A 26,523-nucleotide genomic window follows, 5' to 3' on the forward strand; every position below is an offset into this window, starting at 1 on the left:
GGCACCCATGGCAACGCTTGAAATCCGAGACCTGCACGTCACCGTCGAGGCCGACAACGCCACGAAGGAGATCCTCAAGGGCGTCGACCTCACCGTGAAGCAGGGCGAGACGCACGCCATCATGGGCCCCAACGGCTCCGGCAAGTCGACCCTCGCCTACTCGCTCGCGGGTCACCCGAAGTACACGATCACCAGCGGCACCGTCACCCTCGACGGCGAGGACGTCCTGGAGATGTCCGTCGACGAGCGCGCCCGCGCGGGCCTGTTCCTGGCGATGCAGTACCCGGTCGAGGTCCCCGGTGTCTCGGTCTCCAACTTCCTGCGCACCTCCGCCACCGCCATCCGCGGCGAGGCCCCCAAGCTGCGCACCTGGGTGAAGGAGGTCAAGGAGACCATGGAGCGTCTCCACATGGACCAGTCCTTCGCCGAGCGCAACGTCAACGAGGGCTTCTCCGGCGGCGAGAAGAAGCGCCACGAGATCCTCCAGCTCGAACTGCTCAAGCCGAAGATCGCGATCCTCGACGAGACCGACTCCGGGCTCGACGTCGACGCCCTTCGCATCGTCTCCGAGGGCGTCAACCGCGTCCGCGAGACCGGCGAGGTCGGCACCCTGCTGATCACGCACTACACGCGCATCCTGCGCTACATCAAGCCCGACTTCGTCCACGTCTTCTCGGGCGGCCGGATCGTCGAGTCCGGCGGCGCCGAGCTCGCCGACAAGCTCGAGGACGAGGGCTACGAGGCCTACACGAAGGGTGGCGTATCCGCGTGACACAGTTGCCGGGCCTCCTCGACACCGAGGCGATCCGCAAGGACTTCCCCGTCCTGGACCGCCTGGTCCACGACGGCAAGAAGCTCGTGTACCTGGACAACGCGGCCACCAGCCAGAAGCCGCGCCAGGTACTGGATGTCCTCAGCGAGTACTACGAGCGCCACAACGCCAACGTCCACCGCGGTGTGCATGTGCTCGCCGAGGAGGCCACGGCGATGTACGAGGGCGCGCGCGACAAGGTCGCGGAGTTCATCAACGCGCCCAGCCGCGACGAGGTGATCTTCACCAAGAACGCCTCCGAGTCGCTGAACCTCGTGGCGAACATGCTCGGCTGGGCCGACGAGCCCTACCGGGTGGACCACGAGACCGAGATCGTCATCACGGAGATGGAGCACCACTCCAACATCGTGCCGTGGCAGCTGCTCGCGCAGCGCACCGGCGCGAAGCTGAAGTGGTTCGGCCTCACCGACGACGGCCGCCTCGACCTGTCCAACATCGACGAGGTCATCACGGAGAAGACGAAGATCGTCTCCTTCGTGCTGGTCTCGAACATCCTGGGCACGGTCAACCCGGTCGAGGCGATAGTGCGCCGCGCCCAGGAGGTCGGCGCCCTCGTCTGCGTCGACGCCTCCCAGGCCGCGCCCCACATGCCGCTGGACGTGCAGGCACTCCAGGCCGACTTCGTGGCCTTCACCGGCCACAAGATGTGCGGCCCGACCGGCATCGGCGTCCTCTGGGGCCGCCAGGAGCTGCTCGAGGACCTGCCGCCGTTCCTCGGCGGCGGCGAGATGATCGAGACCGTGTCGATGCACTCGTCGACCTACGCCCCGGCACCCCACAAGTTCGAGGCGGGCACCCCGCCGATCGCCCAGGCGGTCGGCCTCGGCGCGGCCATCGACTACCTCGGCGCCATCGGCATGGACAAGATCCTCGCCCATGAGCACGCGCTGACCGAGTACGCGGTGCAGCGGCTCCAGCAGGTCCCTGACCTGCGGATCATCGGCCCCACCACGGCCGAGGACCGGGGCGCCGCGATCTCCTTCACGCTCGGGGACATCCACCCGCACGACGTGGGCCAGGTCCTCGACGAGCAGGGCATCGCGGTACGTGTGGGCCACCACTGCGCCCGCCCCGTCTGCCTGCGCTACGGAATTCCTGCGACCACGCGAGCGTCGTTCTATCTGTACTCCACTCCGGCCGAGATCGACGCTCTGGTCGAGGGCCTGGAGCACGTACGGAACTTCTTCGGCTGAAGGGCGTGAGCTGAGACCGTGAAGCTGGACTCGATGTACCAGGAAGTCATCCTGGACCACTACAAGCACCCGCACGGGCGTGGTCTCAGGGATGGCGACGCCGAGGTGCACCATGTGAACCCGACGTGCGGCGACGAGATCACCCTCCGAGTGAAGTACGACGGCACGACGATCGAGGACGTCTCGTACGAGGGTCAGGGCTGCTCCATCAGCCAGGCCTCGGCCTCCGTGCTGAACGACCTGCTGGTCGGCAAGGACCTGGCGGACGCGCGGAAGATCCAGGAGACCTTCCTGGAGCTGATGCAGTCCAAGGGCAGGATCGAGCCCGACGACTCGATGGAGGAGGTCCTGGAGGACGCGGTCGCGTTCGCCGGGGTCTCCAAGTACCCGGCCCGGGTCAAGTGCGCCCTCCTGAGCTGGATGGCGTGGAAGGACGCGACGGCCCAGGCACTGGGTGGCGCCGACGCCGAAAGGAAGACGGCATGAGCGAGACCGCTGAGATGAAGCCGGCCTCGGAGGAGGAACTCCGCGAGGCTCTGTACGACGTCGTCGACCCCGAGCTGGGCATCGACGTGGTCAACCTCGGGCTGATCTACGGCATCCACATCGACGACGCGAACATCGCGACGATCGACATGACCCTGACCTCGGCGGCCTGCCCGCTGACCGACGTCATCGAGGACCAGGCCAAGTCCGCCACGGACGGCATCGTCAACGAGCTGCGCATCAACTGGGTCTGGATGCCCCCGTGGGGCCCCGACAAGATCACCGACGACGGCCGCGAGCAGCTGCGGGCGCTCGGGTTCAACGTCTGAGACCGGACACGCGAAAGCGGCGGCACCCTGCCGGGGTGCCGCCGCTTCTCCGTGTCTCAGCTCAGCCCGTCCACGAGGTCGAAGAAGAAGTCCTGGCGGTTGGTCGTGTTGTAGCCGAACGGATCCAGGCGCAGCTGGAAGTTCTTGTGGCGCAGGGCGTAGTTCGGGTAGTTCACCGACTGGAACAGCACGTCGTCCGAGTACGGCGACTTCTGCGGGCAGAAAGTGGCGTCCTGCCTGAAGAGGCTGCTGCCGTCGTTGCGCTCGGCGCGCAGTACGAAGTTCTGGTGGCGCAGGTACAGCCCGTCGTGCGTGGCGAAGGAGTAACAGGAGGCGTTCGCCAGGCCCTTGACCAGATCGAAGGTCGAGTCCTCGCGGGACTCGGAGCCACGGGGCTGGTCGAGATACACGTAGCTGCCGCTCACGTGCCAGTAGCGGTCCGGGTAGTTGACCGAGCGGACCGACTCCCCTGAGCTGCCGGGCTGCTGCCCTGAGCCGCCCGAGCCGCCCGAACTCCCCTTGGACGGGGTTGACTTGGTCGGCTTCGCGCTGGACGGCGAGCTCTTGGGGCCGGCGCCGGACGAGGTGGCCGTCGCCGCGCCGGACTGGGACGCGGACGCGGACGGCGAGGTCGCCGACATCCCCGACGTGCCCTTCGGCGGTGCGGTGGTACCCGGCGTGGACGGCGAGGCGAAGGACAGCAGACCGGGGCCGTTGTCGGTGTTCGCGGTCGCCGTGGGATTCGGTGACGCCTGGTCAGGGGCGTTGTGACTGACGGATATCGCCGTGACGCAGGCGACGACGGTGGCGACGGCCAGGGTGCCGGCCAGCCAGAGTCTTCGGGTTCCGGGAGCCCGGGAGGTGTCGGGGGCCCAGCCGTTCTCCCAGGCGGGATGCGGCGGGGGTTGGGGGGTGGTTTCTGGCATGCGCGTTTCCTCCAGCGGCGCCAAGGCAGCGGCCGGGGATGTGAGGGTGGGGTGAGTGAAGTGTGGAGCAGTGGTGGATCGCGGAGGTGCACACACTAGTGGAGTAGCGGGTCCGCCGGGAGCCGTTTCAGCTAGCGGTTTCTGTGAACATTGAACATCCTCGCGTGGTGCCAGGGAGGGGAATGACCGACGCCGGATGGTGCGCGCCGGCCGCGCAACGCGGCCGCGGGGAAACCCGTTTCCGGCGGTGCGATCCGGCGTCGCACCGTTGTGTACGCTCGTACACAACGGTGCGTACACTCGTACACATGGGATACCTGACGCTCGCCGGCGCCATAGCCGCCGAGGTCGCCGCCACGACGGCGATGAAGTACGCGGACGGCTTCAGCAGACTCTGGCCCTCGCTGCTGACCGCGCTGGGCTACCTGGTGTCGTTTCTGCTCCTGGCCCAGACACTGAAGACCCTGTCGATCGGCACGGCGTACGCGATCTGGTCCGGGGCGGGCACCGCGACCATCGCCGTGCTGGGACTCCTGCTGTTCGGGGAGACGCTGACCCTGGTCAAGGTGGCCGGGATCGTGCTGATCATCGGGGGCGTGGTCGTCCTGAACCTGGGAGGCGCGCACTGATGCCACGCCGCTACGACCCCGACCGCCGCCGGCGGATCATCGACGCGGCGATCCGGGTGGTCGGCGAGAAGGGCCTGGCGGGACTGAGCCACCGCTCGGTCGCGGCCGAGGCCGACGTACCGCTCGGCTCGACGACGTACCACTTCAAGACCCTCGACGAGCTGATGGTCGCCGCGCTGCGGCAGGCCAACGAGGGCTTCGCCAAGACGGTCGCCGCGCACGGCGGCCTGGACGACCCCGCCACGGACCTCGCCACCGCCCTCGCCCGGATCCTCGGCGACTGGCTCGGCGGCGACCGGACCGCCGTGGAGCTGGAGTACGAGCTCTACCTCGCCGCCCTGCGCCGCCCGGCCCTGCGCCCCGTCGCCGCCGAGTGGGCCGACGACCTCGCCGAACGGCTGGGCCGGCACACCGATCCGGTCACGGCACGGGCGCTGGTCGCACTGATGGACGGGATCTGCCTCCAGGTGCTGCTGACGGGGACGCCGTACGACGAGGGGTACGCGCGGGAGGTGCTGGGACGGGTGATTCCCTGACCGGGGGGCGTTGCCCGGACCGTGCCCTGAGACGCTCCGCACGCTGGTTCGCCTCGCGGGCCCCCGGCCGGTTAGGTTGCCCTCATGACCGACACGACTGCTCCTCGTCCCACCGGTGCCGCCGCCGCCGGCCTCGCCACGATCGCCGCCGACGGCACCGTTCTCGACACCTGGTTCCCCGCCCCCGAACTCCTCGCCGAGCCCGGCCCGGCCGGCACCGAGCGGCTGTCCGCGGAGAAGGCCGCGGAACTCCTGGGCGAGAACGCCGGGAAGGCGATCGGTCCGGACGCCCGCCGCGGTGTCGAGGTCGTCGCGGTCCGTACGGTCATCTCCTCCCTCGACGACAAGCCCCTCGACACCCACGACGTCTACCTGCGCCTGCACCTGCTCTCGCACCGCCTGGTGAAGCCGCACGGCCAGAGCCTGGAGGGCATCTTCGGCCTGCTCGCCAACGTCGCCTGGACCTCCCTCGGCCCGGTGGCCGTCGACGACATCGAGAAGGTCCGGCTGAACGCCCGCGCCGAGGGCCTGCACCTCCAGGTGACCTCGGTCGACAAGTTCCCGCGGATGACCGACTACGTCGCCCCGAAGGGCGTGCGCATCGCCGACGCCGACCGGGTCCGCCTCGGCGCGTACCTCTCCGAGGGCACCACCGTCATGCACGAGGGCTTCGTCAACTTCAACGCCGGCACGCTCGGCACCTCGATGGTCGAGGGCCGCATCTCGGCCGGCGTCGTGGTCGGCGACGGCTCGGACATCGGCGGCGGCGCCTCCACCATGGGCACGCTGTCCGGCGGCGGGAACGTCATCATCGCCATCGGCGAGCGCTGCCTGATCGGCGCCGAGGCGGGCGTCGGCATCGCCCTCGGCGACGAGTGCGTGGTCGAGGCCGGCCTCTACGTCACCGCGGGCACCCGCGTCACCATGCCCGACGGCCAGATCGTCAAGGCGCGCGAGCTGAACGGCGCCTCCAACATCCTCTTCCGCCGCAACTCGGTCTCCGGCGCCGTCGAGGCCCGCCCGAACAACGCGGTCTGGGACGGGCTGAACGAGGTCCTGCACAGCCACAACTGACATACGGCCGAGCGCCCTTCCGCGGCCCGGGGACGGCCCGGGGGAGGGCGCTCACGTGCGAGCATGGGAAGTCAACCCGCCGGCTGCGAGGATGCCCCCATGAATGACGCCTCTGGGGCGCAGACCTTCGCCTCGCCGCTCAAGCCCGTCGACCTGCGCACCATCGCGTCCGAACGGGAGTCCCTGGCCGGGTGGCTCGACCACCATCGCGCAGAACTGCTGCAGAAGCTCGACGGGTTGACCGAGGAACAGGCTGCCCGGCGCGTCGTACCGTCCCTCACCACGCTGCACGGACTGGTGCGCCATCTCACCAAGGTCGAGTCCGTCTGGTTCGTCAACGTCATCGAAGAGAGCGAGGAACCCGCACCCTTCGGTTGGCCGAAGCGCAGGGACGGTGACTTCCTGTTGGACGACGGCGCGACACTGACCGAGGACGTCGCGCGTTACCTGGCCGCCTGCGAGCGCAGCCGCCGGATCTTCGCCGGGGTCTCACTGGATGACGTGCGCACGCACCACCGATTCGGGACTCTCGACGTGCGGTTCGTCATGATGCACATGATCAGGGAATACGCCCAGCACAACGGCCACGCGGACGTCATCCGCGAGCTGGTCGACGGCAGTACGTCGAGCTGACCCCCCCCGCCCGCCTCCGGACGCGGCCCGCGGCGCCGTCCGGGCCGCGCTTCACCGCCCCGCCAGGGGCCCCTGCCGCGTTGGCAGGGGCCCACCGTCTGCTGGTGGCCCGGCGGCCCGGTCTCACTTCAGGTGCCGGACGAAGAACCCGGCCGCGACCTCCCCGGCGAACTGCGGGACGCCGGTGTGGCCGCCCATGTTGGCGTGCAGGGACTTCTCCTCGGAGCCAAAGGCGTCGAACAGGTCCAGGGCCGCCTGCCGGTCGTTGCCCTCGTCGTCCCACTGCAACAGAACGTGCAGCGGGATGGTGACCTGACGGGCCTCCTCGAACATGGCCCGAGGCACGAAGCTCCCGGCGAAGAGAGCGGCGGCCACGATGCGCGGTTCGGCCACCGCCAGCCGGATCCCGATGGAGATCACGCCCCCCGAGTACCCGACCGGGCCGCCGATCTCGGGGAGCGCCAGGAGGGCGTCGAGAGCGGCCTGCCATTCCGGGACCGCCTTGTCGACGAGCGGGAGCACCAGGGCGTCGATGAGCTCGTCGCCGACCGGCTCGCCGGCTGCCATGACCCGGCGCAGCTCGGCGCGGGCCTGCTCGGCGGCCGGCCAACGGGGCCGGTCGCCGCTTCCGGGGAGCTCGATGGCGGCCGCGGCGAAGCCGTCCGCCGCGGCGCGCCGGGCCCGGGCCACCAGCCGGGGGTACGTCTTGCGCAGCCCGAGAGGAGGCGGGCTGAGCAGGATCAGCGGCGCCGGGGCGGACGCGGATCCGGGCGTCCACAGGATGCCGGGAATCCCGCCGAGGGTGAACGCGCGCTCAAGAACGCCGTCGTCGAGGCGCTGTTCGGAAGTGAAGTGCATGGTCGTGCCTTTCGGGAGTGCCATGGAACGGCGCTCCCGGACGACCTACCGCCCGACCGTGACCCCGGAGGGGAGCACCCATGTCGATACGTTCACGGGTACCACCTCCTCGCTCTGCTGCACGGCTTCCGGAAACGTAGCAGGGGCCGGCGCGGTTCCGCCAAGGGGTTTTCGCGGCGGCCCGGAGACGGAGGGCGCTCAGTCGTGGTCCGGCAGGGAGGCACGGAAGTCCGCCAGGGCGGCGAAGTCGTCCTCGCGCAGCCCGATCCGGGGGTCGACGTGATGCAGGAGGGCCGGGCCGGGATGACGGGAGCGGACGTACAGCGTGTCCGCCGGGCTCTGCTCGTCGTCCACCCAGGCGAACGGCCTCCCCTCGGCGTACGCCACGATCGCCTCGGTCTTCCAGTGGACCCCGTCCGGCCGCTCGGCCAGCAGACCCCGCCCGAAGTCGACGTACGGCAGCTCGGGCAGGCCGACGACCGGGCCGATCCAGTGGTTGGCCTCGGCCATCCAGGTGGTCGCCCAGCACAGCTCGTAGCCGAGGGCGAGCAGCGCCGACCCGTGGGACGGGTTCAGCCACACCCGCAACGGCCGGCCCGGACGGACGGTCGCCCGGATCGTCGTGTATCCCTCCGGGCGCCGCTCGGGCTTGGCCGCGTACGGGTTGAGGGGTCCGTCGACGTCCAGGAACAGCAGCGGAGGGCGCACGCGGCCAAACTACGGCAGCGGGCGGGCGGACCACCGGCGCATGGTCTCGCGACGCCGGGCCACCGTGGTGGCGTCGCCGCGCAGAGCGCCGATCAGGCGGCCACGAACCCCGCGAACTCCTCGTACACCGCGCGCAGGTGGTCCGCCGCCTCCCGGCCGGCGGCCCGCAGGGGCGCCCGTACCGGTCCTGCCGGCAGGCCGGCCCCGGCGAGCAGCGCCTTCGCCGTGACCGTGCCCGGCAGGCCCGCGGCCGTCATCGCCTCGATCAACGGCACGGCCCGCAGCTGGAGTTCGGCCGCGCGGACGGTGTCGCCCGCGTCGAACGTGTCCAGGATCGCGGCGACCTGGGAGGGGACGGCATTGGCCACCGTGCTCACACAGCCGGCCGCGCCCACCGCGTACAGAGCGAGGATGTGCTCGTCGCAGCCCGCGTAGTACGCCAGGTCCGTGCGCGCCAGCACCTTCTGGGTGCCGAGGAAGTCGTACGAGCAGTCCTTCACGGCCACGATCCGTGGGTGTGCGGCGAGCCGGACCAGCGTCTCCGGCTCGATCCGGGTGCCGGTGCGGCCCGGGATGTCGTACAGCATCACCGGCAGCCCGCTCGCCTCGGCCACCTGGAGGAAATGCGCCTCCAGGGCGTCCTGCGGTGGCCTGCTGTAGTACGGCGACACCACCAGGACGCCGTCCGCGCCCGCCTTCTCGGCCGCGAGGGCGAGCTCGACGGTGTGCAGGGTGTCCGCGGTGCCCACGCCCGCCACGAGCGGCACCCGCTCGCCCACCGCCGCCCGGACGGCCGCGATCAGCTCGGCCTTCTCCGTGTCCGTCGTGGTCGGCGACTCACCGGTGGTGCCGTTCAGCACCAGGCCGTCGCACCCCTCCGCCACCAGATGCGTGGCCAGCCGCCGAGCTCCGTCGAGGTCGAGGGCGCCCGTTTCGGTGAAGGGGGTGACCATCGCGCAGAGGGTGCGGCCGAAGGGGCGGGGCGAACAGGCGGTGCCGTACGGGTTCGTCATGGGAGTAGTCTCGGCGGGGCGACAGCTTAGCTCCACTTAATTTTTCTACGGTGTATGGCTTAGTGGTGCTAAATTGTTGATCGACCTGCCGCGCGCGGTGGCGTCGTGACGCGAGCCGAGGCCCTGTGTCCAAAACAGCCCCTCATGGGTCACTATGGGCCGGACGGTCACCGACGGCAGGTCATGGGTCATGGGAGGCACCATGAAGCTGGGCAAGGCACTGGCCACCGGGGTCGCCGAGGAGCGGCTGCCCGGCCACGGCGAAGTACCCGAAATCCCCGAACTTCCCGAAGAGATCCACGAGATCGAGGAGATCCGCGAGACCAGGGCCGCGTCCGAAGAGGCTCCGGCCGCCCGGTGAGGCTGTGGCTCCCGGCGGAACGGCCGACGGAGCCGCCGGCCGGCTACAAGATCGCCCACCCGATGCTGTCCCAGGACGGTACGCGGGCCGGCTTCACCGGAGTGTCGCTGGGCGGCGCGCTGCCGTACGGAGTGCTGGACGACGCGTCCTGCGTCTACGGCCGACGGCATCGCCCGCCCGCACGGCTGTGCGACTGCGGTTTCCACTGCGTGCACGAACGCGAGGTCGCCGAGGCCCTGTTGTGCACCGCCGAGCACCAGGCGGCCGTGCTGCTCGAAGTCTCCGTACTCGGCGCCTACCTCCGTTTCGAGCGTGGCTTCCGCTATGCCCGGCAGCGGGTGCGGACCGCGACCGTGGGGCCGTGCGCCTGCGGTGCGCCGGCCGTCGCGCTCGCCGACTCGGGCTGGGGCAGGCCCGGTTGGCGGGCCCTCGCGGCCGCCTGCGCGGGTTGTGTACGCGCGCGTGCGTCCGTCTCGCTCGCCGGGTTCGCCCGGCTGGCGGGGGAGGGGCTGCGGGTGATCGCCGGCGGTGCGGGGGCCGCCGGCGGCCGGGTGGCGGGGGAAGAAGGCCTCGGTGTGCCCGAACTGGTCGCGGAGGCGGCTCTGTTGCAGGCCCGCCTCGACTGGTTCCAGAGCCAGCTGGCCCGGCTCGGCGAACGGGGGGAGCAGGGCTGAGGACGGCCGGACCGGGTACCCGGAGGGTCCGCAGGCAGAGCGGACGCCGACGAGACCAGGAGGGGCAGCACTGATGACGAAGAGGACCGCACGCGGAACGGGGGCCCGACTGACCGGCACGGCCGGCGCGTTGGCGGCGAAGGCCGACCTCAAGGGCCGTACCCAGGCCCGCGCCGCCGACCTCAAGGACCGGGCCGGCGCGCTGAGCGTACAGCTGCGCGAAGGTGCGACGAAGGCCGGTCAGCAGGCCCAGGGTCGTGCGATGAAGGGCGGCCACGCGGCACAGGAGCAGATGGCCAAGGCGCGCCACACGTTCCAGGAGCAGGCGCTGCGGACCGGGCACGCCGTGCAGGAGCGGGCGGGGCACGCCGGGCACCTGGCGACGGAGAAGGCCGCCGAGGCGGGGCGCGCCGTCGAGGGCCGGGTCGCACAGCCCGCGCGCATGGCCGTGCGGGCGCTCGTCCGGCTTCCCCGGCCGGTGCTGTTCGCGGGCGCCGCGACCGTCGTCGCGGTTGCGGTGGGCGTGCTGCGCCGGCGCCGCCGCACCTAAGCGCGGGGGTTCGCCGGGGCTCGCCGGGATTCGCCGGCTCCCGCCGGAGGGCCGTCCACCGTTCCAGCGTTCCGCCGGTCCACCGAAAACTCCACCTCTGTGGACAAAAAAAGTTTTCGGTGGGACGGTGGTGCCATGCTGGACGTCACCGTGATCGAGGACCCCGAGGCAGCGGCCGTGTCGCTGGACCCCATAAGGGCCAGGCTGCTCGCCGAACTGGCCGACGCGCCCGCGTCGGCCGCGATGCTGGCCGGCCGGGTCGGGCTGCCCCGGCAGAAGGTGAACTACCACCTCAAGACGCTGGAGCGGCACGGCCTGGTGGAGCTGGCCGGCGAGCGGCGCAAGGGCAACGTCAACGAGCGGCTGATGCGCGCGACCGCCGCGTCGTACGTCATCTCGCCGGCAGCCCTGCCCGCCGTACAGCCGGACCCGGACCGCTTCCGCGACCAGCTCTCCGCGCGCTGGCTGCTCGCGCTCGGCGCGCGCCTGGTGCGCGACGTCGGCATGCTGATCACCGGGGCCGCCAAGGCCCGCAAGCGGCTGGCGACCTACGCGCTGGACGGCGAGGTCCGCTTCGCCTCCGCCGCCGACCGCGCGGCCTTCGTGCAGGAGCTGACGGCGGGCGTGAGCGCGCTCATCCGCAAGTACGACGCACCCGACGCGGAGGGCGGCCGGGACCACCGGATCGTGGTCGCCGTCCATCCCACGGTCAAGGACCGGCCCACCCCCGAGCTGGAACAGTAGGCGGCAGGAGCCCCATCATGTCCAAGGAATTCGAGATCGCCCGCGAGTTCGAGGTCGACGCCACGCCCGCGGAGGTGTGGGAGGCGATCACCCACGGCACCGGCGGCTATCTGTGGCCGATGCAGCCGCCCGAGCCACGGGTGGGCGGCGCGGCGGCCTTCGGCTCCACCGTCACCGCCTACGACCCGCCGCACCACCTGGTCGTCCGCAGCGAGGACGTCGGCTTCCCGACGCAGAGCGCCAACCAGCTGGAGCACGTCATCGAGGAGCGCGACGAGGGCCGCCGTGCCTGGGTGCGCTACGTGCACAGCGGGATCTTCACCGACGACTGGGACAACCAGTACGACGGCGCGGGCCGGCACACCGACTTCTACCTGCACACCCTGCGCGAGTACCTCACCCACTTCGCGCCCCGCCCGGTGAGCTTCGCCCAGCTGAACGGTCCGGAGGCGTCCCAGGCGCCGGACGCCTTCGTCGCCGTGGGCCGCGCCCTCGGCCTGCCGGACGACCTGTCCGCGGGCGCGAAGACGAGCGTCCACGGGCCCGGCGGGCGGGTCCTGGAAGCGGTGGTCGACTACCGCGACCCGTACTTCGTCGGACTGCGCACCGAGGACGCCCTGATCCGGTTCTTCGGGCGGAACCACTGGGGCGCCCCGGTCGGCATCAGCGTCCACGACTTCGCGCCGGACGCCGACGCCGAGGCGAACGAGACCGCCTGGCAGGACTGGCTGAACGGGGTGTTCAGCCGGTCCTGAGCCACGGCCGGCCGCTTACGGGCGGAAGCGCAGCACCTGCGGGTCGTGGTCGCTGACCTGGTCGTGGAACTCCGAGTTGATGTGCACGCTGTCGTACTCGAAGTCGCCCTTGCCGCGGATCTGCTTGCTGATCAGGATCTGGTCCAGGACCTGCTCGTTGCCCTGGTAGTCGTAGGTGTAGCGCTCCTTCGTCGGCAGCGACTGGATCGCCGACCAGAGCGCGCCGTGGCTCTCCAGGATCTTGGTGGTGCCGGAGAAGTCGAAGTCGTTCATGTCGCCGAGCGCGATGACCTCGGCGTCCTTCTGGACGTCGAGGATGCTCCGGACGAACGAGTTGACCAGCGTCGCCTGCGCGTGGCGCTGGGTCTCCGAGCTGCGCGCCACCGGCTGGTACTGCGAGGTCAGGCCCTGGTCGCCGCCCTTGGAGTTCAGGTGGTTGGCGATCACGAAGACCGTCCTGCCCTGGAAGACGAACTCACCGGCGAGCGGCTTGCGGCTGGCCGTCCAGGCGGTGTTCGCCGGGTCGACGCGGCCGGGGGAGGCCGTCAGCTGCGCCTTGCCGTGCACCTCGGTGACGCCCACCGCGGTGGTGGAGTCGCCGCCCGCGCGGTCGACGAAGGAGACCCGCTCCGGGTTGAACAGGAAGACCTGCCGGATGTTGCCGCCGGGCTCGCCGCCGTCCTGGTCGTTGACGGGGTTGACGGAACGCCACTGGTACTTCGGGCCGCCGGCCGCGACGATCGCGTCGATCAGCTTGTTCACCGTCACGTCGGCGGCGACCGTGCCGTCGTCCGTCGCGCCGTTGTCGTCCTGGATCTCCTCCAGAGACACGATGTCGGGCGACTGGAGGTTGTTCACGATCGCGGACGCGTGCGCGGCGAAGGTGCCGTCCGAGGGGTCGAGGTTCTCGACGTTGTAGGTCGCCACCGCCAGCTGGCCGTGCGACTGCTTCTTCGTCGTCTCGCGCTGCAGGCCGCCGCTCTTCAGGGTGCCGAGCCGGCTCGCGACCAGGGTGTAGCCGCCGTACTGGTTGTAGTCCATCGGGCCGGTCGTGGCGCCGGCCAGGGTGTCGCCGACGTTCGCCACCGGGAAGTCGGCGGTCGGGCCGAGGGACTGGATCTGCAGACGGCCGGTGTTCTGGTCGCGGTAGGAGCGGTACAGCGAGCCGCCGCGGCCGGTGCGGTTCTCGTGCGGCTTCACCGTGACCCACAGCTCGGCGTACGGGTCGGTCGCGGTGACCACGCGGGCGTCCGCGACCCGGACGTTCATGCCCTCAAGGGACTCGTAGTAGTCCAGGGCGTACTTCTTCGGCTGCAGGGTCAGCCCGTTGATCGAGTTGCTCGCGGCCGTGTCGCCCGTCGGGGTGTACGCGCTCGGCACCGACTTCTTGTCGATCACGACCGGCGCCGGGACCGCGTTGCCGGTGGAGACGGTGGTGACCGTCGGCTTGGTGATCTCCGTCAGCGACTGGTTGCCGGTGGCGGCGCCGCCCGGGACGTACTCGGAGACCGTGCCGGTGACCGTGACCGAGTCACCGACCGCGACCTTCGGGATGGAGCTGGTGAAGACGAAGACGCCCTCGCTGGTGGCCGGGTCGTCGTCCGGCGTCGGGTCCTGGAGCCAGAAACCTCGGGAGGAGCCGTAGGTGCGCGTGGCCGTGACGATGCCGGGGACGTCCGTCACCTTCTGGCCGGCGTACGGCGAGGTACGCGTCGTGCCCTGGACGTCGTGGATGCGCGGTCCGTCGGCCTGGGCGGGCGAGGTGAGGGCGACGGTGGACGCCGCGCTGCAGACGGCGGCGACGGTGAGCGCGGCGAGACGCGCGGAAGACCTGCTCGGCAAGGGAATCCCTCCGGGGACATACGGAAGCGCCGGGACGAGGGCGTTGTTTTGGAGCGTTCATGACACGTCCATGAACGCCGTATGACGTGGATATGACACGCGTAGACGTCGAGTGAACAGTTGTCCCCCCGTCTTCTACGCGCGTCAATCTCCTGCCTGGCCACGGCAGTTGTCAAGGTTTCAGCCATGGGCGGGGCCGGGCGGGGAGATGAACCGGGCGGCATGGGTGGAAATCCGTCTAGGCTGAGCGGCTGAGCCGTACGGCGCGCACGTGGTCGTACGGCCGTCGATACGGTGTCCATGTCGCCGTACGACCGTTGAGGCGTCCGAGGAGAACCAGCCGATGTCTGACAGCGCCCCCCTGCCCCCGGTGCGGTTGCGTTCCGAAGCGGAGCTGGCGCACGCCGCGCTGTCCACGCCACTGCTCGCCCGGGCCGCCCGGCTCGCCCGCTGGGCCGGGCCCGACACCCGCGTGGACGCGGGCGGCGAACTGGTCGAGGAACAGCTCCCGGCCGCCGCCGAGGCGCTCGGACTCACCGGGGAGGACGCCGTCGGCCACGCCGGTGAGGCCTGGCGGGTCGCCATGGACGCGGGACTCGTCGAGATCTCCGACGAGGAGGCCGGGACGGTGGCGGCGGGGGAGGAGCTGACGCTGCTCACCGGTGGCTCGCCGCACGACGTCCTCGCGGTGTGGCAGGCCGCGCTGGAAACGGTCATCGCCGACGCGAGCGTGCCCGATCTGGACGGAATCGTCGACGCGCTCGACGAGGGCGGCGAGGTCGATTTCTCGTCACTCGGCTGGGACCCCGAGGCCGAGGCGGAGTTCCTCGACGGCGTCCTCGGCAACCTGTACCTGCTGACCGTGAGCGAGGGCGGTCCCGGCGAGGCGCCGGTGCCGCTGCCCGCGCTCGCCGCGTCGATGATCGTCCCCAACGACATGGGGGAGCCGACCAACGACGTCCTCGAACAGGTCTCCGACGCGATGATGCGGCTCGACGACCAGTTCCGGCTCCTTGAGCCGGTCGGGCTCGTCGAGTACCAGCCGGTCGACGAGGCGCTGATGGCCGACACGGAGGAGGAGCCGGCGGCGGGGCCGGTCGACGAGGCCGACGTCTCCCGGTACGGCATGGTGCGGCTCACCCCGCTCGGCGCGTACGGGCTGCGGGCGCGGCTGCTGGAGGCCGGCTTCGAGGCGCCGGCGGTCGGGGAGCTCGCCGACAAGGGCGCGGACGCGCTGCTCGACGGCACGGCCGCGTTCCCGCCGGGGGCCGCGCAGGCCGAGACCGAGCAGTGGCTGGCCCACCGGGAGTCCCTCGCGGCGGCCCGCGAGCTGCTGGCCGCCGCGCGCGGTGCGGACCCGGGCGCCCCGCTGCGGCGGCTGCGCTGTCAGCAGGCACTGTCCCTGCTCGGCGGGGAGGCCGAGCCCGCGCTCCGCGAGGTCCTCGACGACCCCGAGCTCGGCGGCCTGGCGAGGGTCTGGCTGGCCGAACGCGGCGCCGCCGACGTGCCGGTGCCCTCCCAGGACATGATCTTCTGGCTCACCATCGACACGGTGGCTGCACAACTGGCCGCCGAAGGGAACTCCGAGGAGCTCCAGGCGCTGGTGGAGGGGCTGGCCCAGCAGCACAGCGGCTTCTTCGCCGAGGCATGGCGGGTCGGCCACCCGGACACGGCCGACGTCCTGGAGGCCATGGGCCGGCTCCACCCCGACAAGAAGGTGGCCAAGGAGGCCCGCAAGGCGGCGTTCAAGGCGCGGTCGCAGCACGGGGGGTAGGGGCCGGCGGGGTGGGGGCGCGCGGAGGCCGGGCACCGCCGGATGCGCGGTGTACGGCCGAGCGCCGTCGCGGCGGGAAACGGAGGATGTGGCGGGGCGGGGTGTTGTGGTGCGCGCCGGTGTGAGGGTGCGTGCGGGTGGTCGGGTGCCGGCGGATGCGGTCGTTCGGGCTGAGCGCCGCTGTGGTGGGAAACGGAGGATGTTGCGGCGCGTGGTGTTGTGGTGCGCGCCGGTGTGAGGGTGCGTGCGGGTGGTCGGGTGCCGGCGGATGCGGTCGTTCGGGCTGAGCGCCGCTGTGGTGGGAAACGGAGGATGTTGCGGCGCGTGGTGTTGTGGTGCGCGCCGGTGTGAGGGTGCGTGCGGGTGGTCGGGCGCTGCCGGATGCGGTCGTTCGGGCTGAGCGCCGCTGTGGTGGGAGACAGAGGATGGGGTGGGGCGGGGCGTTGTGGTGCGAGGGGGCGCGCGGGTGGTCGGGTGCCGGCGGATGTGGTCGTTCGGGCTGAGCGCAGCTGCGGCGGAAGAAAGATCGGCCGGGGGCTGTGTGGGGTGTTCTTGGGGTGGCCTTTGGGTTGGTGTGGGGCGGGGATTACGGGTTCATGGAACGGACGTCCGTGATGTCGCCGTGTGTTCAACCGGTGTTCAAGGGCGGCCGGGAGCGTGTGCGCCGAGTTGAGGTTCGCCACCCTCCACGGCACTCCGACCGTCACAGGAGACATCATGTCGCTCACCCGCAGGGACTTCACCGCGAAATCCGCGATCACCGGTGCCGGTGTCGCGCTGGCGGGCAGCGTCGGCGCGCTCGCCACCGCGCCGAACGCCCTCGCCGCCACCGAGACCGAGTCGGCCGACGCGGCGCACGGGCACGGGCACGGACGCGTCGGCTACGGGCCGCTGCTCCCCGACCCCGACGGCATCCTCGCGCTCCCCGCCGGCTTCAAGTACCGCGTCATCACGTACAGCGGCAGGACCAGGCTGGAGTCGGGTGAGTTCACCCCCTCCAACCACGACGGCACGTCCACCTTCCACGGCCCGCGCGGCACCACCCTCCTCGTCAACAACCACGAGCTGGCCGGCCCCCGCGCCAACTGGGAGTATCCGGTCCCGCTCACCGAGGGCCTCGTCTACGACCCGGCCGCCGCCGGTGGCTGCACCGTCGTCGAGGTCCGCCCCGGCGGACACGTCGCCGAGTGGGTCGGCATCGCCGGCACCGCCACCAACTGCGCGGGCGGCAACACCCCGTGGGGCACCTGGCTCACCTGCGAGGAGACCGAGGACAAGGCCGGCACCAACGGCTTCACCAAGGACCACGGCTACGTCTTCGAGGTCGACCCCGAGGACCGGCGGGCCAACAGGAACCCCAAGCCCGTCAAGGCGCTGGGCCGTTACGCCCACGAGGCTGTCGTCGTCGACCCCAAGCGCGGCCATCTGTACCTGACGGAGGACGCGTCCAACCCGAACGGCCTGCTCTACCGCTGGACCCCGCCCGAGCACTTCCACCACGGCCGCGGCAAGCTGCGCACCCTCGCCGACGACGCCGGCACCCTCCAGGCGTTCAGGTGCTTCGACTCCCAGGGCCAGTTCGTCGACGACCTCTCCCGCGCCACGAAGATCGGCACGGTCTACGGCGTCGACTGGGCCGACGTCCCGGACCGCGACGCGAGGACCACCTCCGTCCGCAAGCAGTTCACCGCCGGCCAGGTCACCCGCGCCCGCAAGCTGGAGGGCATGTGGTGGGGCGACGGCGGCGTGTACATCGTCTCCTCGTACGCCCGCGCGGAGAGCCCCGTCCAGCACGACGGCTCGGTCTGGTTCTACGACCCCAAGCGCCGCACCCTCACCCTCAAGGTCCGCATCGGCGTCAACCCCGACCCGTCCGTGGAGGGCGACTTCGACGGCCCGGACAACATCACCGTCTCCCCGTACGGCGGCCTGGTCATCGCCGAGGACGGCGAGGGCCTGCAGCACCTGTTCGGCGCCACCGACAGCGGCCGCACCTACCCCATCGCGCGCAACGAGCTGAACATCGGCACCGCGGACGAGCCCGAATACAGCGAGTTCACCGGCGTCACCTTCTCGCCCGACGGCCGGACCCTGTACGCCAACATCCAGACCCCGGGCATCATGCTCGCCATCACGGGGCCCTGGAAGCGCCAGCAGCGCGACAGTTAATTCACTCGCCCGGCCCGCGGCCCGCCTCCTAAGGTGATGCATGTCCAGGTGCGAAGGCAGGACCTACTTCCACTGATAATGGGGCGGCCGCGGGTTCGAGTCCCGCCACCGGTACAACGCGCCGGTGTAGCTCAGGGGTTAGAGCACCTACGTCGGTTCCGCCGACTTCGATCTCTGGACACCGAAAACTTCATGCACCTCCCGGTGCGTGTGCTTGACCTCGGGAGGCGCAGCTCATGGTGGGTGGCCGGTGCGAAGGCGGCGGATACTTCGGGGACTGGTGGGGGGAAATCCCTCGTGCGGGTTCGAATCCCGTCGTCGGCGCAGGGCCGATGTGGCGGAACGGAAGACGCGCCAGTTGATAAGCAACCGCAGTCGATGTCGACCTCGGACACCCTCCTTTTGCCGCGCCTCCTCTCGTTCTCCAATGAATTCGGGGGGAATTCACCATGGCGCGATTCAACACCAAGGCGGCCCGGGCCCAGCCCATTTCGCGGGTCACTTCCACGGGACGGGTGCTCCGTACCTTCCAGGGCGGGCTCGGCCGGGAGCGGGACGCGCGGTCCGAGCTCTTCCTGCTCGCCGTCGCCAACTTCGTCTCGCAGCAGACCTTCTACGAGTCCGGCACGGACCGCGACGACCGCTTCGCGAAGCTCCTGCGTGAGCTCGCCGTCACCGACCCGTCCTGGACGGCCGGTCTGCTGGGCTGGCTGCGCGGCGCGGGCAACATGCGGACCGCCTCGATCGTCGGCGCCGCCGAGTACGTGCACGCCCGCCTGACCGCGGGGGCCACCGACGGCCCCTCGAACCGTCAGGTCGTCGCCTCCGTGCTCCAGCGGCCCGACGAGCCCGGCGAACTGCTCGCCTACTGGACGGCGACATACGGCCGCGCCGTTCCCAAGCCCGTCAAGCGAGGGATCGCCGACGCCGTACGACGGCTGTACCACGACAAGTCGCTGCTCAAGTACGACACCGCGTCCAAGGGATACCGCTTCGGCGACATCCTCAACCTGGTGCACGCGGCGCCGGACCCGGACAAGCCGTGGCAGGGCGAGCTGTTCCGGTACGCGCTGGACCGGCGGCACAACCCGGACACCGCCGTACCGCCCGCGTCGAGCCCGGTGCTCGGCGCCCACCGCGAGCTGATGGCGCTGCCCGTCGGACGGCGGCGCGCGGTCGTCACCGAGCCCGGGGGCGCCGAGCGGCTCGCGGCGGCCGGCCTCACCTGGGAGGCGCTGGCCGGCTGGCTCCAGGGCCCGATGGACAGGGCCGCGTGGGAGGCGGTCATCCCGTCCATGGGGATGATGGCGCTCGTCCGCAACCTCCGGAACTTCGACGAGGCCGGCGTCTCCGACGAGGTCGCGGCCACGGTCGCGGCCCGGATCGGCGACCCGGCGGAGGTGGCGCGGTCGCGGCAGTTCCCGTTCCGGTACCTCGCCGCGTACCGGCACGCGCCGTCGCTGCGCTGGTCGTACCCGCTGGAGCAGGCGCTCGGCCACTCGCTGGCCAACGTGCCCGCGCTGCCGGGACGGACGCTGGTGCTGGTCGACCGTTCGGGCTCGATGTTCTACTCGCGGCTGTCCGCGCGTTCGGAGCTCAACCGGGCCGACGCGGCGGCGGTCTTCGGCACGGCGCTCGCGCTGCGGGCGGCGGACGCGGACCTCGTCGAGTTCGGTACGACGAGCAGGCGGCTGACGTTCGGCAAGGGCGAGTCGGTGCTGAGGATCCTGGACCGCTTCGGCGACCTGGGCGGTACCGACACCACCTCGGCGATCCGGTCCCACTACCGGGGACAGGACCGGGTGCTGATCGTCACCGACGAGCAGTACGCGTTCAACCGGCACGGCGACCCGACCCAGCAGGTGCCGGCGCACATCCCGGTCTACACCTGGAACCTGGCCGGCTACCGGGTGGGCCACGGCCCGTCCGGCACGGGCAACCGCCACACCTTCGGAGGCCTCTCGGACGCGGCCTTCCGGATGGTCCCGCTGCTGGAGGCGGCCCGCAACGCCGACTGGCCGTGGGAGACGGCGGCCTGACCGGCGCCCTCCGATCGTGACCCGCACCTTCACGGGGGGTGCGGGTCACACCCCTGCCCGCCGCCCCCTTGCTCTCGCCCATCACTGATATCTAACATGTCAGTTCATGGAGGCCCTGCGACCCGTCGCCCGTACCCTGCTCCGCGACCGCGCCTACGCCGCGATCCGGGACGCCATCGTCGCCGGTGAGATCGAACCGGGCGCGGTGGTGCGCGACGCGGAGCTCGCGGAGCGGCTCGGGCTGTCCCGTGCGCCCGTGCGGGAGGCGTTCGCGCGCCTTGTCGACGAGGGGCTGCTGGAGAGCAAGCCGCAGAGCTACACCCGGGTCACCCCGGTCGTCGCCGCCGACGTACGGGACGCCGCCGCCGTGGTCGGTGCCATGCACGAGCTGGTCACCCGGGCCGCCGTACCCCGGCTGCGGGACGCCGACCTGGACCAGATGCGCGTGTCCAACGTCCGGTTCGCCGCCGCCGTGCGGGCCGGTGACGTGGACGGGGCCCTGCGTGCCGACGACGAGCTGCACGACGTGCTGGTCCGGGTGGCCGGCAATCGCGCGGCCGCCGCCACCGTCACCCGCTACACCCCGCTCATCCGCCGTCTGGAGCGGCGCCGGTTCGGCGAGGGCGGGTCCTGCCGCTCGGCCGGACTCCACGAGCGGCTGATCGAGGCCTGCGCCGCCGGTGACGCGGAGGCGGCGGCACGGATCACGGCCGACATCTGGAACACCCTCTCCGACCTGGTCGACGCCGACACCGCCGACTGACCACGCCACCAGGAGGCGCCCCATGTCCCTCTCCTCCTACGCCCGTTACCCCCTCCTCTTCGGCCCCTCGCCCGTGCACCCCCTGGAGCGCCTCACCGCCCACCTCGGCGGTGCCGGGCTGTGGGCCAAGCGGGAGGACTGCAACTCCGGGATCGCGTACGGCGGGAACAAGACGCGCAAGCTGGAGTACCTGGTCGCGGACGCGCTCGCCAAGGGCTGCGACACCCTCGTCTCCATCGGCGGGGTGCAGTCCAACCACACCCGCCAGGTCGCCGCCGTCGCCGCCCGCGCCGGGCTCAAGTGCGTACTGGTGCAGGAGAGCTGGGTGCAGTGGCCGGACTCGGTGTACGACAAGGTCGGCAACATCCTCATCAGCAGGCTGGCCGGCGCCGATGTCCGCCTGGTGCGCGCCGGGTTCGGCATCGGCTTCAAGGAGAGCTGGGAGCTGGCGCTGCGCGAGGTCGAGGAGTCCGGCGGCAGGCCGTACGCCATCCCGGCCGGCGCCTCCGACCACCCGCTCGGCGGCCTCGGCTTCGCCGGCTGGGCGTACGAAGTCGCCGAGCAGGAGGAACGGCTGGGCGTCTTCTTCGACACGGTGATCGTCTGCTCGGTGACCGGGTCCACGCAGGCCGGGATGGTCGCGGGGTTCGCCGCGCTGGCGGAGGCGGGCGGGCGCGAGCGCCGGGTCATCGGCATCGACGCGTCGGCGAAGCCGGCCGAGACCCGTGAGCAGGTGGCGCGCATCGCCCACCGGACCGGGCAACTGATCGGACTGAAGCGGGAACTGACCGTCGAAGATGTCGAGTTGGACGAGCGCTACCATGCGGGCGTCTACGGCATCCCGGACGACGCCACCCTGGAGGCGATGCGCCTGGCCGCCCGCACGGAGGGCATGGTGACGGACCCGGTGTACGAGGGCAAGTCGATGGCGGGGATGATCGACCTGGTCGAACGCCGCGAGATCGGCGCCGACTCCACCGTGCTCTACGCCCACCTGGGCGGGCAGCCGGCGCTGAACGCGTACAGCGCGCTCTTCTGACCTACTTGGCGAGGAACGACAGCAGAGCGGCGTTCACCTCTTCGGCGTGCGTCCACAGCAGGCCGTGCGGGGCGCCCTCGATCTCCACGTACTCGGCCGACGGCAGCAGCGCGTGGAACGGACGCCCGGTCGCATCGATGGGCAGGATGCGATCCCCGGTGCCGTGCAGGATCAGTGCCGGGACGTCGATCTTCGCCACGTCGGCGCGGAAGTCGGTGATCCACGTCGGCACGCAGGCCACGGACGCGTGGGCGGAGGCGCCGGCCGCCACGTTCCAGCTGTTGCGGACGGCCTCCTCGCTGATCCGGCTGCCCAGCGTCTCGTCGAGGTTGTAGAAGTCCTGGTAGAACGCGGTGAAGTAGGCGTACCGGTCCTTGCTGACCGCGTCCAGGATGCCGTCGAAGACCGCCTGGTCCACACCGGTCGGGTTGTCGTCGGTCTTGAGCAGGAAGGGCTCGAGCGAGGCCAGGAAGACCGCCTTGGCGACCCGGCCCGAGCCGTAGCTGCCCAGGTAGCGGCCCACTTCGCCGGTCCCCATCGAGAAGCCGACCAGGACCGCGTCCGTGAGGTCGAGCGTGGTGAGCACCTTGTCGAGGTCGGCGGCGAAGGTGTCGTAGTCGTAGCCGGTGGTCGGCTGGGAGGAGCGGCCGAAGCCCCGGCGGTCGTAGGTGACGACGCGGTGGCCGGCCCCCAGCAGGACCGGAAGCTGCTTCTCCCAGGAGTGGCCGTCGAGCGGGTACCCGTGGATCAGCACGATGGGCTGACCGGTGCCGTGGTCCTCGTAGTAGAGCTCGATCGGTGCGCTGTTCTCTTCGCCAACGGTGATGTAGGGCATGGCGGTTCGTCCTCTCTCGGGTTCGGAGCGTCCAGCACACCACTGGTGCGGGACCCGTTGCCAGGCAGAAGTGCAGGCGGAAGTAGAGAGCGCTTGTTCTAATTGTCGTGATGACCAGACTTTCCCCACCCGATGTGTCCCACGGCGCCACCGCCTTCGGTGCGATGCTGCGTTCCCTGCGCCGGGCGGCGCGGCTGACCCTGGAGGAGTTGTCGCAGGCGTCCGGCGTCAGCGTCCGGGCGCTGGGCGACATGGAACGCGGCCGCAGCCGTGGGCCGCAGCGCCGTACCGTCGACGCGCTCGCCGCCGCCCTGAAGCTGGACCGCGAGCAGGCGCAGCGGTTGCAGCGGCTGGCCGACGCCGGCCGGGAACGGGGCCGTCCTGCCGCGCCCCCGTATCTCCTGCGCACAGTCCCGGACTTCACCGGCCGGGAGCAGGAACTGGCCGATCTGGAGGCGCTCGCCCGAGGCGCCGGCGCCCGCGCGGTGGTCCTCTTCGGGCCGGGCGGCCAGGGCAAGACAACCCTCGCCGCGCAGGCCGCGCGGCGGCTGGGAGAGCTCTTTCCGGACGGCTGCGTCAGCGTGCAACTGCACGGCATGAGCGACACTCCGCTGTCCGCCGCCGAGGCACTGGTCCTGCTGCTGACGGGGCTCGGGCATCCGCCGGACCGGATCCCGGTGGACCCGGTGGCACGCGAGGCCGTCTACCGGGCCACGCTCCGCACCAGGCGGGTGCTGGTCGTCCTGGACGACGCTGCCGACGAGGCACAGGCCAGGCCGCTGCTGCCGGACGCGGAGGGCGGTTTCGTACTCGTCACCAGCCGACGCCCGCTGACGGGGCTGGAGGGCGTACGGCGCATCCGGCTCGGCGCTCTCAGCGGCAGGGAGTCGGTGACACTGCTGGAACGGATCCTCGGCACGCCGCGCACCGACGGCCAGGCGGAGGCGATCGGCCGGCTGGCGGAACTGTGCGGGCATCTCCCGCTGGCCCTGCGCATCGTCGGCAACCGCCTTTCCAGCCGCCCGGCCTGGACCCCTGCCCGGCTGGCGGACCAACTCGCGGACGAGGAACGGCGGCTGAGCACCCTGGTCGCGGGCGACCTGGCCGTACGCGGCGCCCTCGCCCTGTCCTACCGCCAGCTCACCGCTCCCCGCAGGCTGCTGCTGCGCCGGCTCACCCTGCTCCCCGGCCATCACACCGGCCCCCGCCTCGCTGCCGTACTCACCGGCGAGGACGACCTGGTCGCGGTGCAGGACGCCCTTGACCTGCTGGTCGAGCGGGGCCTGCTGGAGGAGACCACGCCGGGCCGCTACGCATTGCACGATCTCGTACGACTTTTCGCGCGCGAGCGACTCCAGGCGGAGGAGCCGGCGTTGCCCGTCGAGGCCGCCGCCCTGCGCATGGCGGACTGGCTGCTGCGGTCGGCCTCGGTGGCGGGCCGCTGGTTCGAGGCACCCGGCGCGCCCGAGCCGTGGCCGGGGGCCGTCCCCGCCTTCGCACCCGTGTCGGCCGAGGAGGCGGAGGAGTGGCTCAGCACCGAACGCGCCCACTGGGTGGGCGCGTTGCGGCTCATGTTCGATGCGGGGCGGTACACCGAGATCCTGCACGCGGCGCGGACGTTGTACTGGTTCTCCGACCGCTGGGACGCCTGGCCCGAGTGGCGCACCGTGTTCACCTACGGCGTCCGCGCCGCCGCCGCGCTCGGCGACCGGGCGGGCGAGGCCCACCAGCTCAACTGCCTGGCCTGGACGTACGCGGTGCGCGGCGGACCGTACGAGCAGGCCGAGGAACACGCCCGCCGTGCGCTGGATTCGGCGACCCGGGCCGGTGACACCGGCCAGCAGGCCTGGGCCTTGGTCTACATCGCCGGTGCCGGCATGTACCTGGGCCGGCCCGCGGAGGCGGCGGGGGCCGCCGAGGACGCCGTACGGCTCTTCGAGGCGACCGGCGACCAGGCCGGGCTGGCGGTCTCCCGCCGGCTGCTGGGCAGCGCCCTACGGGAATCCGGCAACCCGGAGGAGGCGCTGGCCGTGCATCGGGGCCTGCTCGGGACGGACGCGGGGGACGTGCCCGGGTTCCAGGAGTTCGCGCAGGTGATTTTGCGCCATGAGATAGCCCGTGACCTGCTGGCCCTTCGGCGCTGGTCCGACGCGGTGGCGGCCTATCGTGCCGTGATCGCCCCGGCCACCCACGGCGGCGCGGACCGCTTCAAGGCCCGTGCGCTCACCGGCCTCGCCACCGCCCTGGAGCACTGCGGCGACCCCGCCCAGGCCCGCGCCCGGCTCGGTGAGGCGTACCGGCTGTTCAGCTCGGTCGGTGACACGACCGCCGCGGAACGGACAGCGGCCTCGCTCGAACGCCTCGCGGCCCCTGCGGTTGACGCGGATCATCCGGTCGTCGCGGACAGCGCCGACGGTCCTGGCGGCTAGGGGGCGCGCGGTTCACCGCCCGGCGAGCGGGTGGCGGCGCGGGGCGTGCGAGCGGCGGAACCCGGCTCCACCCGCACCTTTCGGCGGCCCGGCACTGTCCGTCACCGCTCACCGAGGGGTCGCGGCCGTAGCGTCCACGGCCGCACACCCGTCGCCGTGCTCGGGTCAGAGTGCCTCCGCCCCCGGCTTCACCATGTTCCGTACCGTCCGGGCCTTCACGAACGAGCCCATCGCCGTCATGTCCCACTCGCCGGAGAACTGGCGGATCAGCTTCGCCATCATCACGCCCGTCTGCGCCTCGGCGTTGGTGAGGTCGAAGCGGACCAGCTCCTCGCCGGTCGCGGCGTCCAGCAGACGGCAGTACGCCTTGGCGACCTCCGTGAACTTCTGGCCGGAGAACGAGTTGACGGTGAAGACGAGGCCGGTGACCTCCGGGGGGATCCGGCCCAGGTCCACGACGATCACCTCGTCGTCGCCGCCTCCCTCACCGGTGAGGTTGTCGCCCGAGTGCTTGATGGCGCCGCCCAGGATGGACAGCTTGCCGAAGTAGCAGCTGTCGACGTGGTCGCGCCGCGGGCCGTACGCGATGACCGACGCGTCCAGGTCGATGTCCTTGCCCCGGAACGCGGGCTCCCAGCCCAGGCCCATCTTGACCTGGGAGAGCAGCGGGCGGCCGCCCTTGACCAGGGACACGGTCTGGTTCTTCTGGAGGCTGACCCGGCCCTTGTCGAGGTTGATCTTCCCGGCGCCGGGGGCGGGCGGAGCGGGCGGGGCCGGGGGAGTGGCGGGCGCGACGGGCTGGGCCGCGGGGGCCGGCGCCGGGGCCGGTTCCTCCACCGTCACGCCGAAGTCGGTGGCGATGCCGGCCAGTCCGTCGGCGTACCCCTGGCCGACCGCGCGGGCCTTCCACGCGCCGCCCCGCAGGTAGATCTCCACGACCACCAGAGCCGTCTCCGCGCCCAGCTGCGGCGGGGTGAAGGTGGCCAGCACCGAGCCGTCGTCCGCGTTGCGGATCGTCGCCGTCGGCTCGATGCCCTGGAAGGTCTGGCCCGCGGCGTCGGGGCTCGCGGTGACGACGATCTTCTCGATGCCGGGCGGCACGGCCGCCGTGTCGACGGTGATCGCGTCCGGGGCCGTGCCCCCGCCGGAGCGGTACGTCACACCCGGGCCGTTCGGCTGGTTGTAGAAGATGAAGTCGTCGTCGGAGCGCACCTTGCCGTCGCCCGTGAGCAGCAGGCCCGACACGTCGAGCCGCACGGGGGCGGCGACGTCCACCGCCACCCGGGAGACCGGAAGAGGGATGTTCGAGCCAGGGGTCATAGCTGTCATGCC

The 26,523-nt window shown here is 71.5% G+C and carries 26 protein-coding genes; 19 read left to right on the forward strand and 7 right to left on the reverse strand.

What is annotated here, in order from left to right:
- Positions 1–7 precede the first annotated feature (7 nt).
- Genes sufC through BLW82_RS32690 form a run of 4 tightly spaced genes read left to right on the forward strand, consistent with a single transcriptional unit; the run spans position 8 to position 2,840 of the window.
- The gene (sufC, locus tag BLW82_RS32675; RefSeq protein WP_093504537.1) at positions 8–772 is read left to right on the forward strand and encodes a Fe-S cluster assembly ATPase SufC; all 765 of its coding nucleotides are present in this window, start codon (positions 8–10) and stop codon (positions 770–772) included.
- Positions 769–2,025: a cysteine desulfurase gene (locus BLW82_RS32680; RefSeq protein WP_093504539.1), complete on the forward strand. Its 1,257-nt coding sequence runs from the start codon at positions 769–771 to the stop codon at positions 2,023–2,025. Before sufC ends, BLW82_RS32680 begins: the two co-directional genes overlap by 4 nt.
- A gap of 18 nt (positions 2,026–2,043) precedes the next feature.
- Entirely contained in the window at positions 2,044–2,511 is a 468-nt protein-coding gene (gene sufU / locus BLW82_RS32685) for a Fe-S cluster assembly sulfur transfer protein SufU (RefSeq protein WP_093504541.1), read from the forward strand.
- Entirely contained in the window at positions 2,508–2,840 is a 333-nt protein-coding gene (locus BLW82_RS32690) for a metal-sulfur cluster assembly factor (protein ID WP_046733484.1), read from the forward strand. Before sufU ends, BLW82_RS32690 begins: the two co-directional genes overlap by 4 nt.
- 56 nt (positions 2,841–2,896) lie before the next feature.
- Here the strand turns inward: BLW82_RS32690 and BLW82_RS32695 are convergent, their stop codons facing one another.
- Positions 2,897–3,766, reverse strand: a complete 870-nt coding sequence (locus tag BLW82_RS32695; RefSeq protein ID WP_093504543.1) for an AbfB domain-containing protein — start codon at positions 3,764–3,766, stop codon at positions 2,897–2,899.
- A gap of 308 nt (positions 3,767–4,074) precedes the next feature.
- Between BLW82_RS32695 and BLW82_RS32700 the strand changes: the two genes are divergently transcribed.
- The 4 genes from BLW82_RS32700 (at position 4,075) to BLW82_RS32715 (ending at position 6,638) form a co-directional block, all read left to right on the forward strand.
- A complete protein-coding gene (locus BLW82_RS32700) occupies positions 4,075–4,395 on the forward strand; it encodes a DMT family transporter (RefSeq protein ID WP_093504545.1) in 321 nt (106 codons plus the stop codon).
- The gene (locus BLW82_RS32705; protein WP_093504547.1) at positions 4,395–4,931 is read left to right on the forward strand and encodes a TetR/AcrR family transcriptional regulator; all 537 of its coding nucleotides are present in this window, start codon (positions 4,395–4,397) and stop codon (positions 4,929–4,931) included. Before BLW82_RS32700 ends, BLW82_RS32705 begins: the two co-directional genes overlap by 1 nt.
- Positions 4,932–5,015: 84 nt before the next feature.
- Positions 5,016–6,005: a 2,3,4,5-tetrahydropyridine-2,6-dicarboxylate N-succinyltransferase gene (gene dapD / locus BLW82_RS32710; RefSeq protein WP_093504549.1), complete on the forward strand. Its 990-nt coding sequence runs from the start codon at positions 5,016–5,018 to the stop codon at positions 6,003–6,005.
- A gap of 99 nt (positions 6,006–6,104) precedes the next feature.
- Positions 6,105–6,638 carry a DinB family protein gene (locus BLW82_RS32715; protein WP_177233149.1) on the forward strand — a complete coding sequence of 178 codons (534 nt, stop codon included), beginning with the start codon at positions 6,105–6,107 and terminating at the stop codon, positions 6,636–6,638.
- A 123-nt stretch (positions 6,639–6,761) separates the two neighbouring features.
- Here the strand turns inward: BLW82_RS32715 and BLW82_RS32720 are convergent, their stop codons facing one another.
- From BLW82_RS32720 to dapA, 3 genes are all read right to left on the reverse strand, one after another.
- A complete protein-coding gene (locus tag BLW82_RS32720) occupies positions 6,762–7,496 on the reverse strand; it encodes an alpha/beta hydrolase (RefSeq protein ID WP_093508399.1) in 735 nt (244 codons plus the stop codon).
- A 198-nt stretch (positions 7,497–7,694) separates the two neighbouring features.
- Positions 7,695–8,204: a hypothetical protein gene (locus BLW82_RS32725; protein WP_093504554.1), complete on the reverse strand. Its 510-nt coding sequence runs from the start codon at positions 8,202–8,204 to the stop codon at positions 7,695–7,697.
- Positions 8,205–8,296: 92 nt separating this feature from the next.
- A complete protein-coding gene (dapA, locus tag BLW82_RS32730; protein ID WP_177233150.1) occupies positions 8,297–9,217 on the reverse strand; it encodes a 4-hydroxy-tetrahydrodipicolinate synthase in 921 nt (306 codons plus the stop codon).
- A 190-nt stretch (positions 9,218–9,407) separates the two neighbouring features.
- Here dapA and BLW82_RS44670 point away from each other — a divergent pair, with 190 nt between their 5' ends.
- The 5 genes from BLW82_RS44670 (at position 9,408) to BLW82_RS32750 (ending at position 12,301) form a co-directional block, all read left to right on the forward strand.
- Positions 9,408–9,578 carry a hypothetical protein gene (locus BLW82_RS44670; protein ID WP_177232771.1) on the forward strand — a complete coding sequence of 57 codons (171 nt, stop codon included), beginning with the start codon at positions 9,408–9,410 and terminating at the stop codon, positions 9,576–9,578.
- Positions 9,575–10,252, forward strand: coding sequence for a hypothetical protein (locus BLW82_RS32735; protein WP_093504558.1), 678 nt, complete (start codon positions 9,575–9,577; stop codon positions 10,250–10,252). The genes BLW82_RS44670 and BLW82_RS32735 overlap by 4 nt, the downstream gene beginning before the upstream one ends.
- Before the next feature lie 73 nt (positions 10,253–10,325).
- Positions 10,326–10,802 carry a hypothetical protein gene (locus BLW82_RS32740; RefSeq protein WP_093504560.1) on the forward strand — a complete coding sequence of 159 codons (477 nt, stop codon included), beginning with the start codon at positions 10,326–10,328 and terminating at the stop codon, positions 10,800–10,802.
- Positions 10,803–10,937: 135 nt separating this feature from the next.
- Positions 10,938–11,546 (forward strand): ArsR/SmtB family transcription factor, encoded by a 609-nt coding sequence (locus BLW82_RS32745; protein ID WP_093504561.1) that lies wholly within the window; start codon positions 10,938–10,940, stop codon positions 11,544–11,546.
- Positions 11,547–11,563: 17 nt separating this feature from the next.
- Positions 11,564–12,301 carry an SRPBCC family protein gene (locus BLW82_RS32750; protein WP_093504563.1) on the forward strand — a complete coding sequence of 246 codons (738 nt, stop codon included), beginning with the start codon at positions 11,564–11,566 and terminating at the stop codon, positions 12,299–12,301.
- A 15-nt stretch (positions 12,302–12,316) separates the two neighbouring features.
- Here the strand turns inward: BLW82_RS32750 and BLW82_RS32755 are convergent, their stop codons facing one another.
- Positions 12,317–14,143 (reverse strand): endonuclease/exonuclease/phosphatase family protein, encoded by a 1,827-nt coding sequence (locus tag BLW82_RS32755; protein WP_093504565.1) that lies wholly within the window; start codon positions 14,141–14,143, stop codon positions 12,317–12,319.
- A 343-nt stretch (positions 14,144–14,486) separates the two neighbouring features.
- On the opposite strand from BLW82_RS32755, the gene BLW82_RS32760 reads away from it, so the two are divergent.
- The 5 genes from BLW82_RS32760 (at position 14,487) to BLW82_RS32780 (ending at position 21,927) form a co-directional block, all read left to right on the forward strand.
- Complete coding sequence (locus BLW82_RS32760) at positions 14,487–15,917, forward strand: hypothetical protein (protein ID WP_093504567.1); 1,431 nt, start codon at positions 14,487–14,489, stop codon at positions 15,915–15,917.
- A 717-nt stretch (positions 15,918–16,634) separates the two neighbouring features.
- On the forward strand, positions 16,635–18,086 hold the full coding sequence (locus BLW82_RS32765; RefSeq protein WP_093504569.1) for an alkaline phosphatase PhoX: 1,452 nt from the start codon (positions 16,635–16,637) through the stop codon (positions 18,084–18,086).
- A 449-nt stretch (positions 18,087–18,535) separates the two neighbouring features.
- Complete coding sequence (locus tag BLW82_RS32770) at positions 18,536–20,125, forward strand: TROVE domain-containing protein (protein ID WP_093504571.1); 1,590 nt, start codon at positions 18,536–18,538, stop codon at positions 20,123–20,125.
- Between the two features lie 106 nt (positions 20,126–20,231).
- Positions 20,232–20,888, forward strand: a complete 657-nt coding sequence (locus tag BLW82_RS32775; RefSeq protein WP_093504572.1) for a GntR family transcriptional regulator — start codon at positions 20,232–20,234, stop codon at positions 20,886–20,888.
- A 22-nt stretch (positions 20,889–20,910) separates the two neighbouring features.
- Positions 20,911–21,927: a 1-aminocyclopropane-1-carboxylate deaminase gene (locus BLW82_RS32780; RefSeq protein ID WP_093504574.1), complete on the forward strand. Its 1,017-nt coding sequence runs from the start codon at positions 20,911–20,913 to the stop codon at positions 21,925–21,927.
- 1 nt (position 21,928) lies between these two features.
- Here the strand turns inward: BLW82_RS32780 and BLW82_RS32785 are convergent, their stop codons facing one another.
- A complete protein-coding gene (locus BLW82_RS32785; protein WP_093504576.1) occupies positions 21,929–22,762 on the reverse strand; it encodes an alpha/beta fold hydrolase in 834 nt (277 codons plus the stop codon).
- Positions 22,763–22,872: 110 nt separating this feature from the next.
- Between BLW82_RS32785 and BLW82_RS32790 the strand changes: the two genes are divergently transcribed.
- Entirely contained in the window at positions 22,873–25,191 is a 2,319-nt protein-coding gene (locus BLW82_RS32790; protein ID WP_093504578.1) for an ATP-binding protein, read from the forward strand.
- 165 nt (positions 25,192–25,356) lie between these two features.
- Here the strand turns inward: BLW82_RS32790 and BLW82_RS32795 are convergent, their stop codons facing one another.
- Positions 25,357–26,511, reverse strand: coding sequence for a TerD family protein (locus BLW82_RS32795; protein WP_093504580.1), 1,155 nt, complete (start codon positions 26,509–26,511; stop codon positions 25,357–25,359).
- Positions 26,512–26,523 lie beyond the last annotated feature (12 nt).

Source organism: Streptomyces sp. Ag109_O5-10, from assembly GCF_900105755.1.
Lineage (GTDB): Bacteria > Actinomycetota > Actinomycetes > Streptomycetales > Streptomycetaceae > Streptomyces.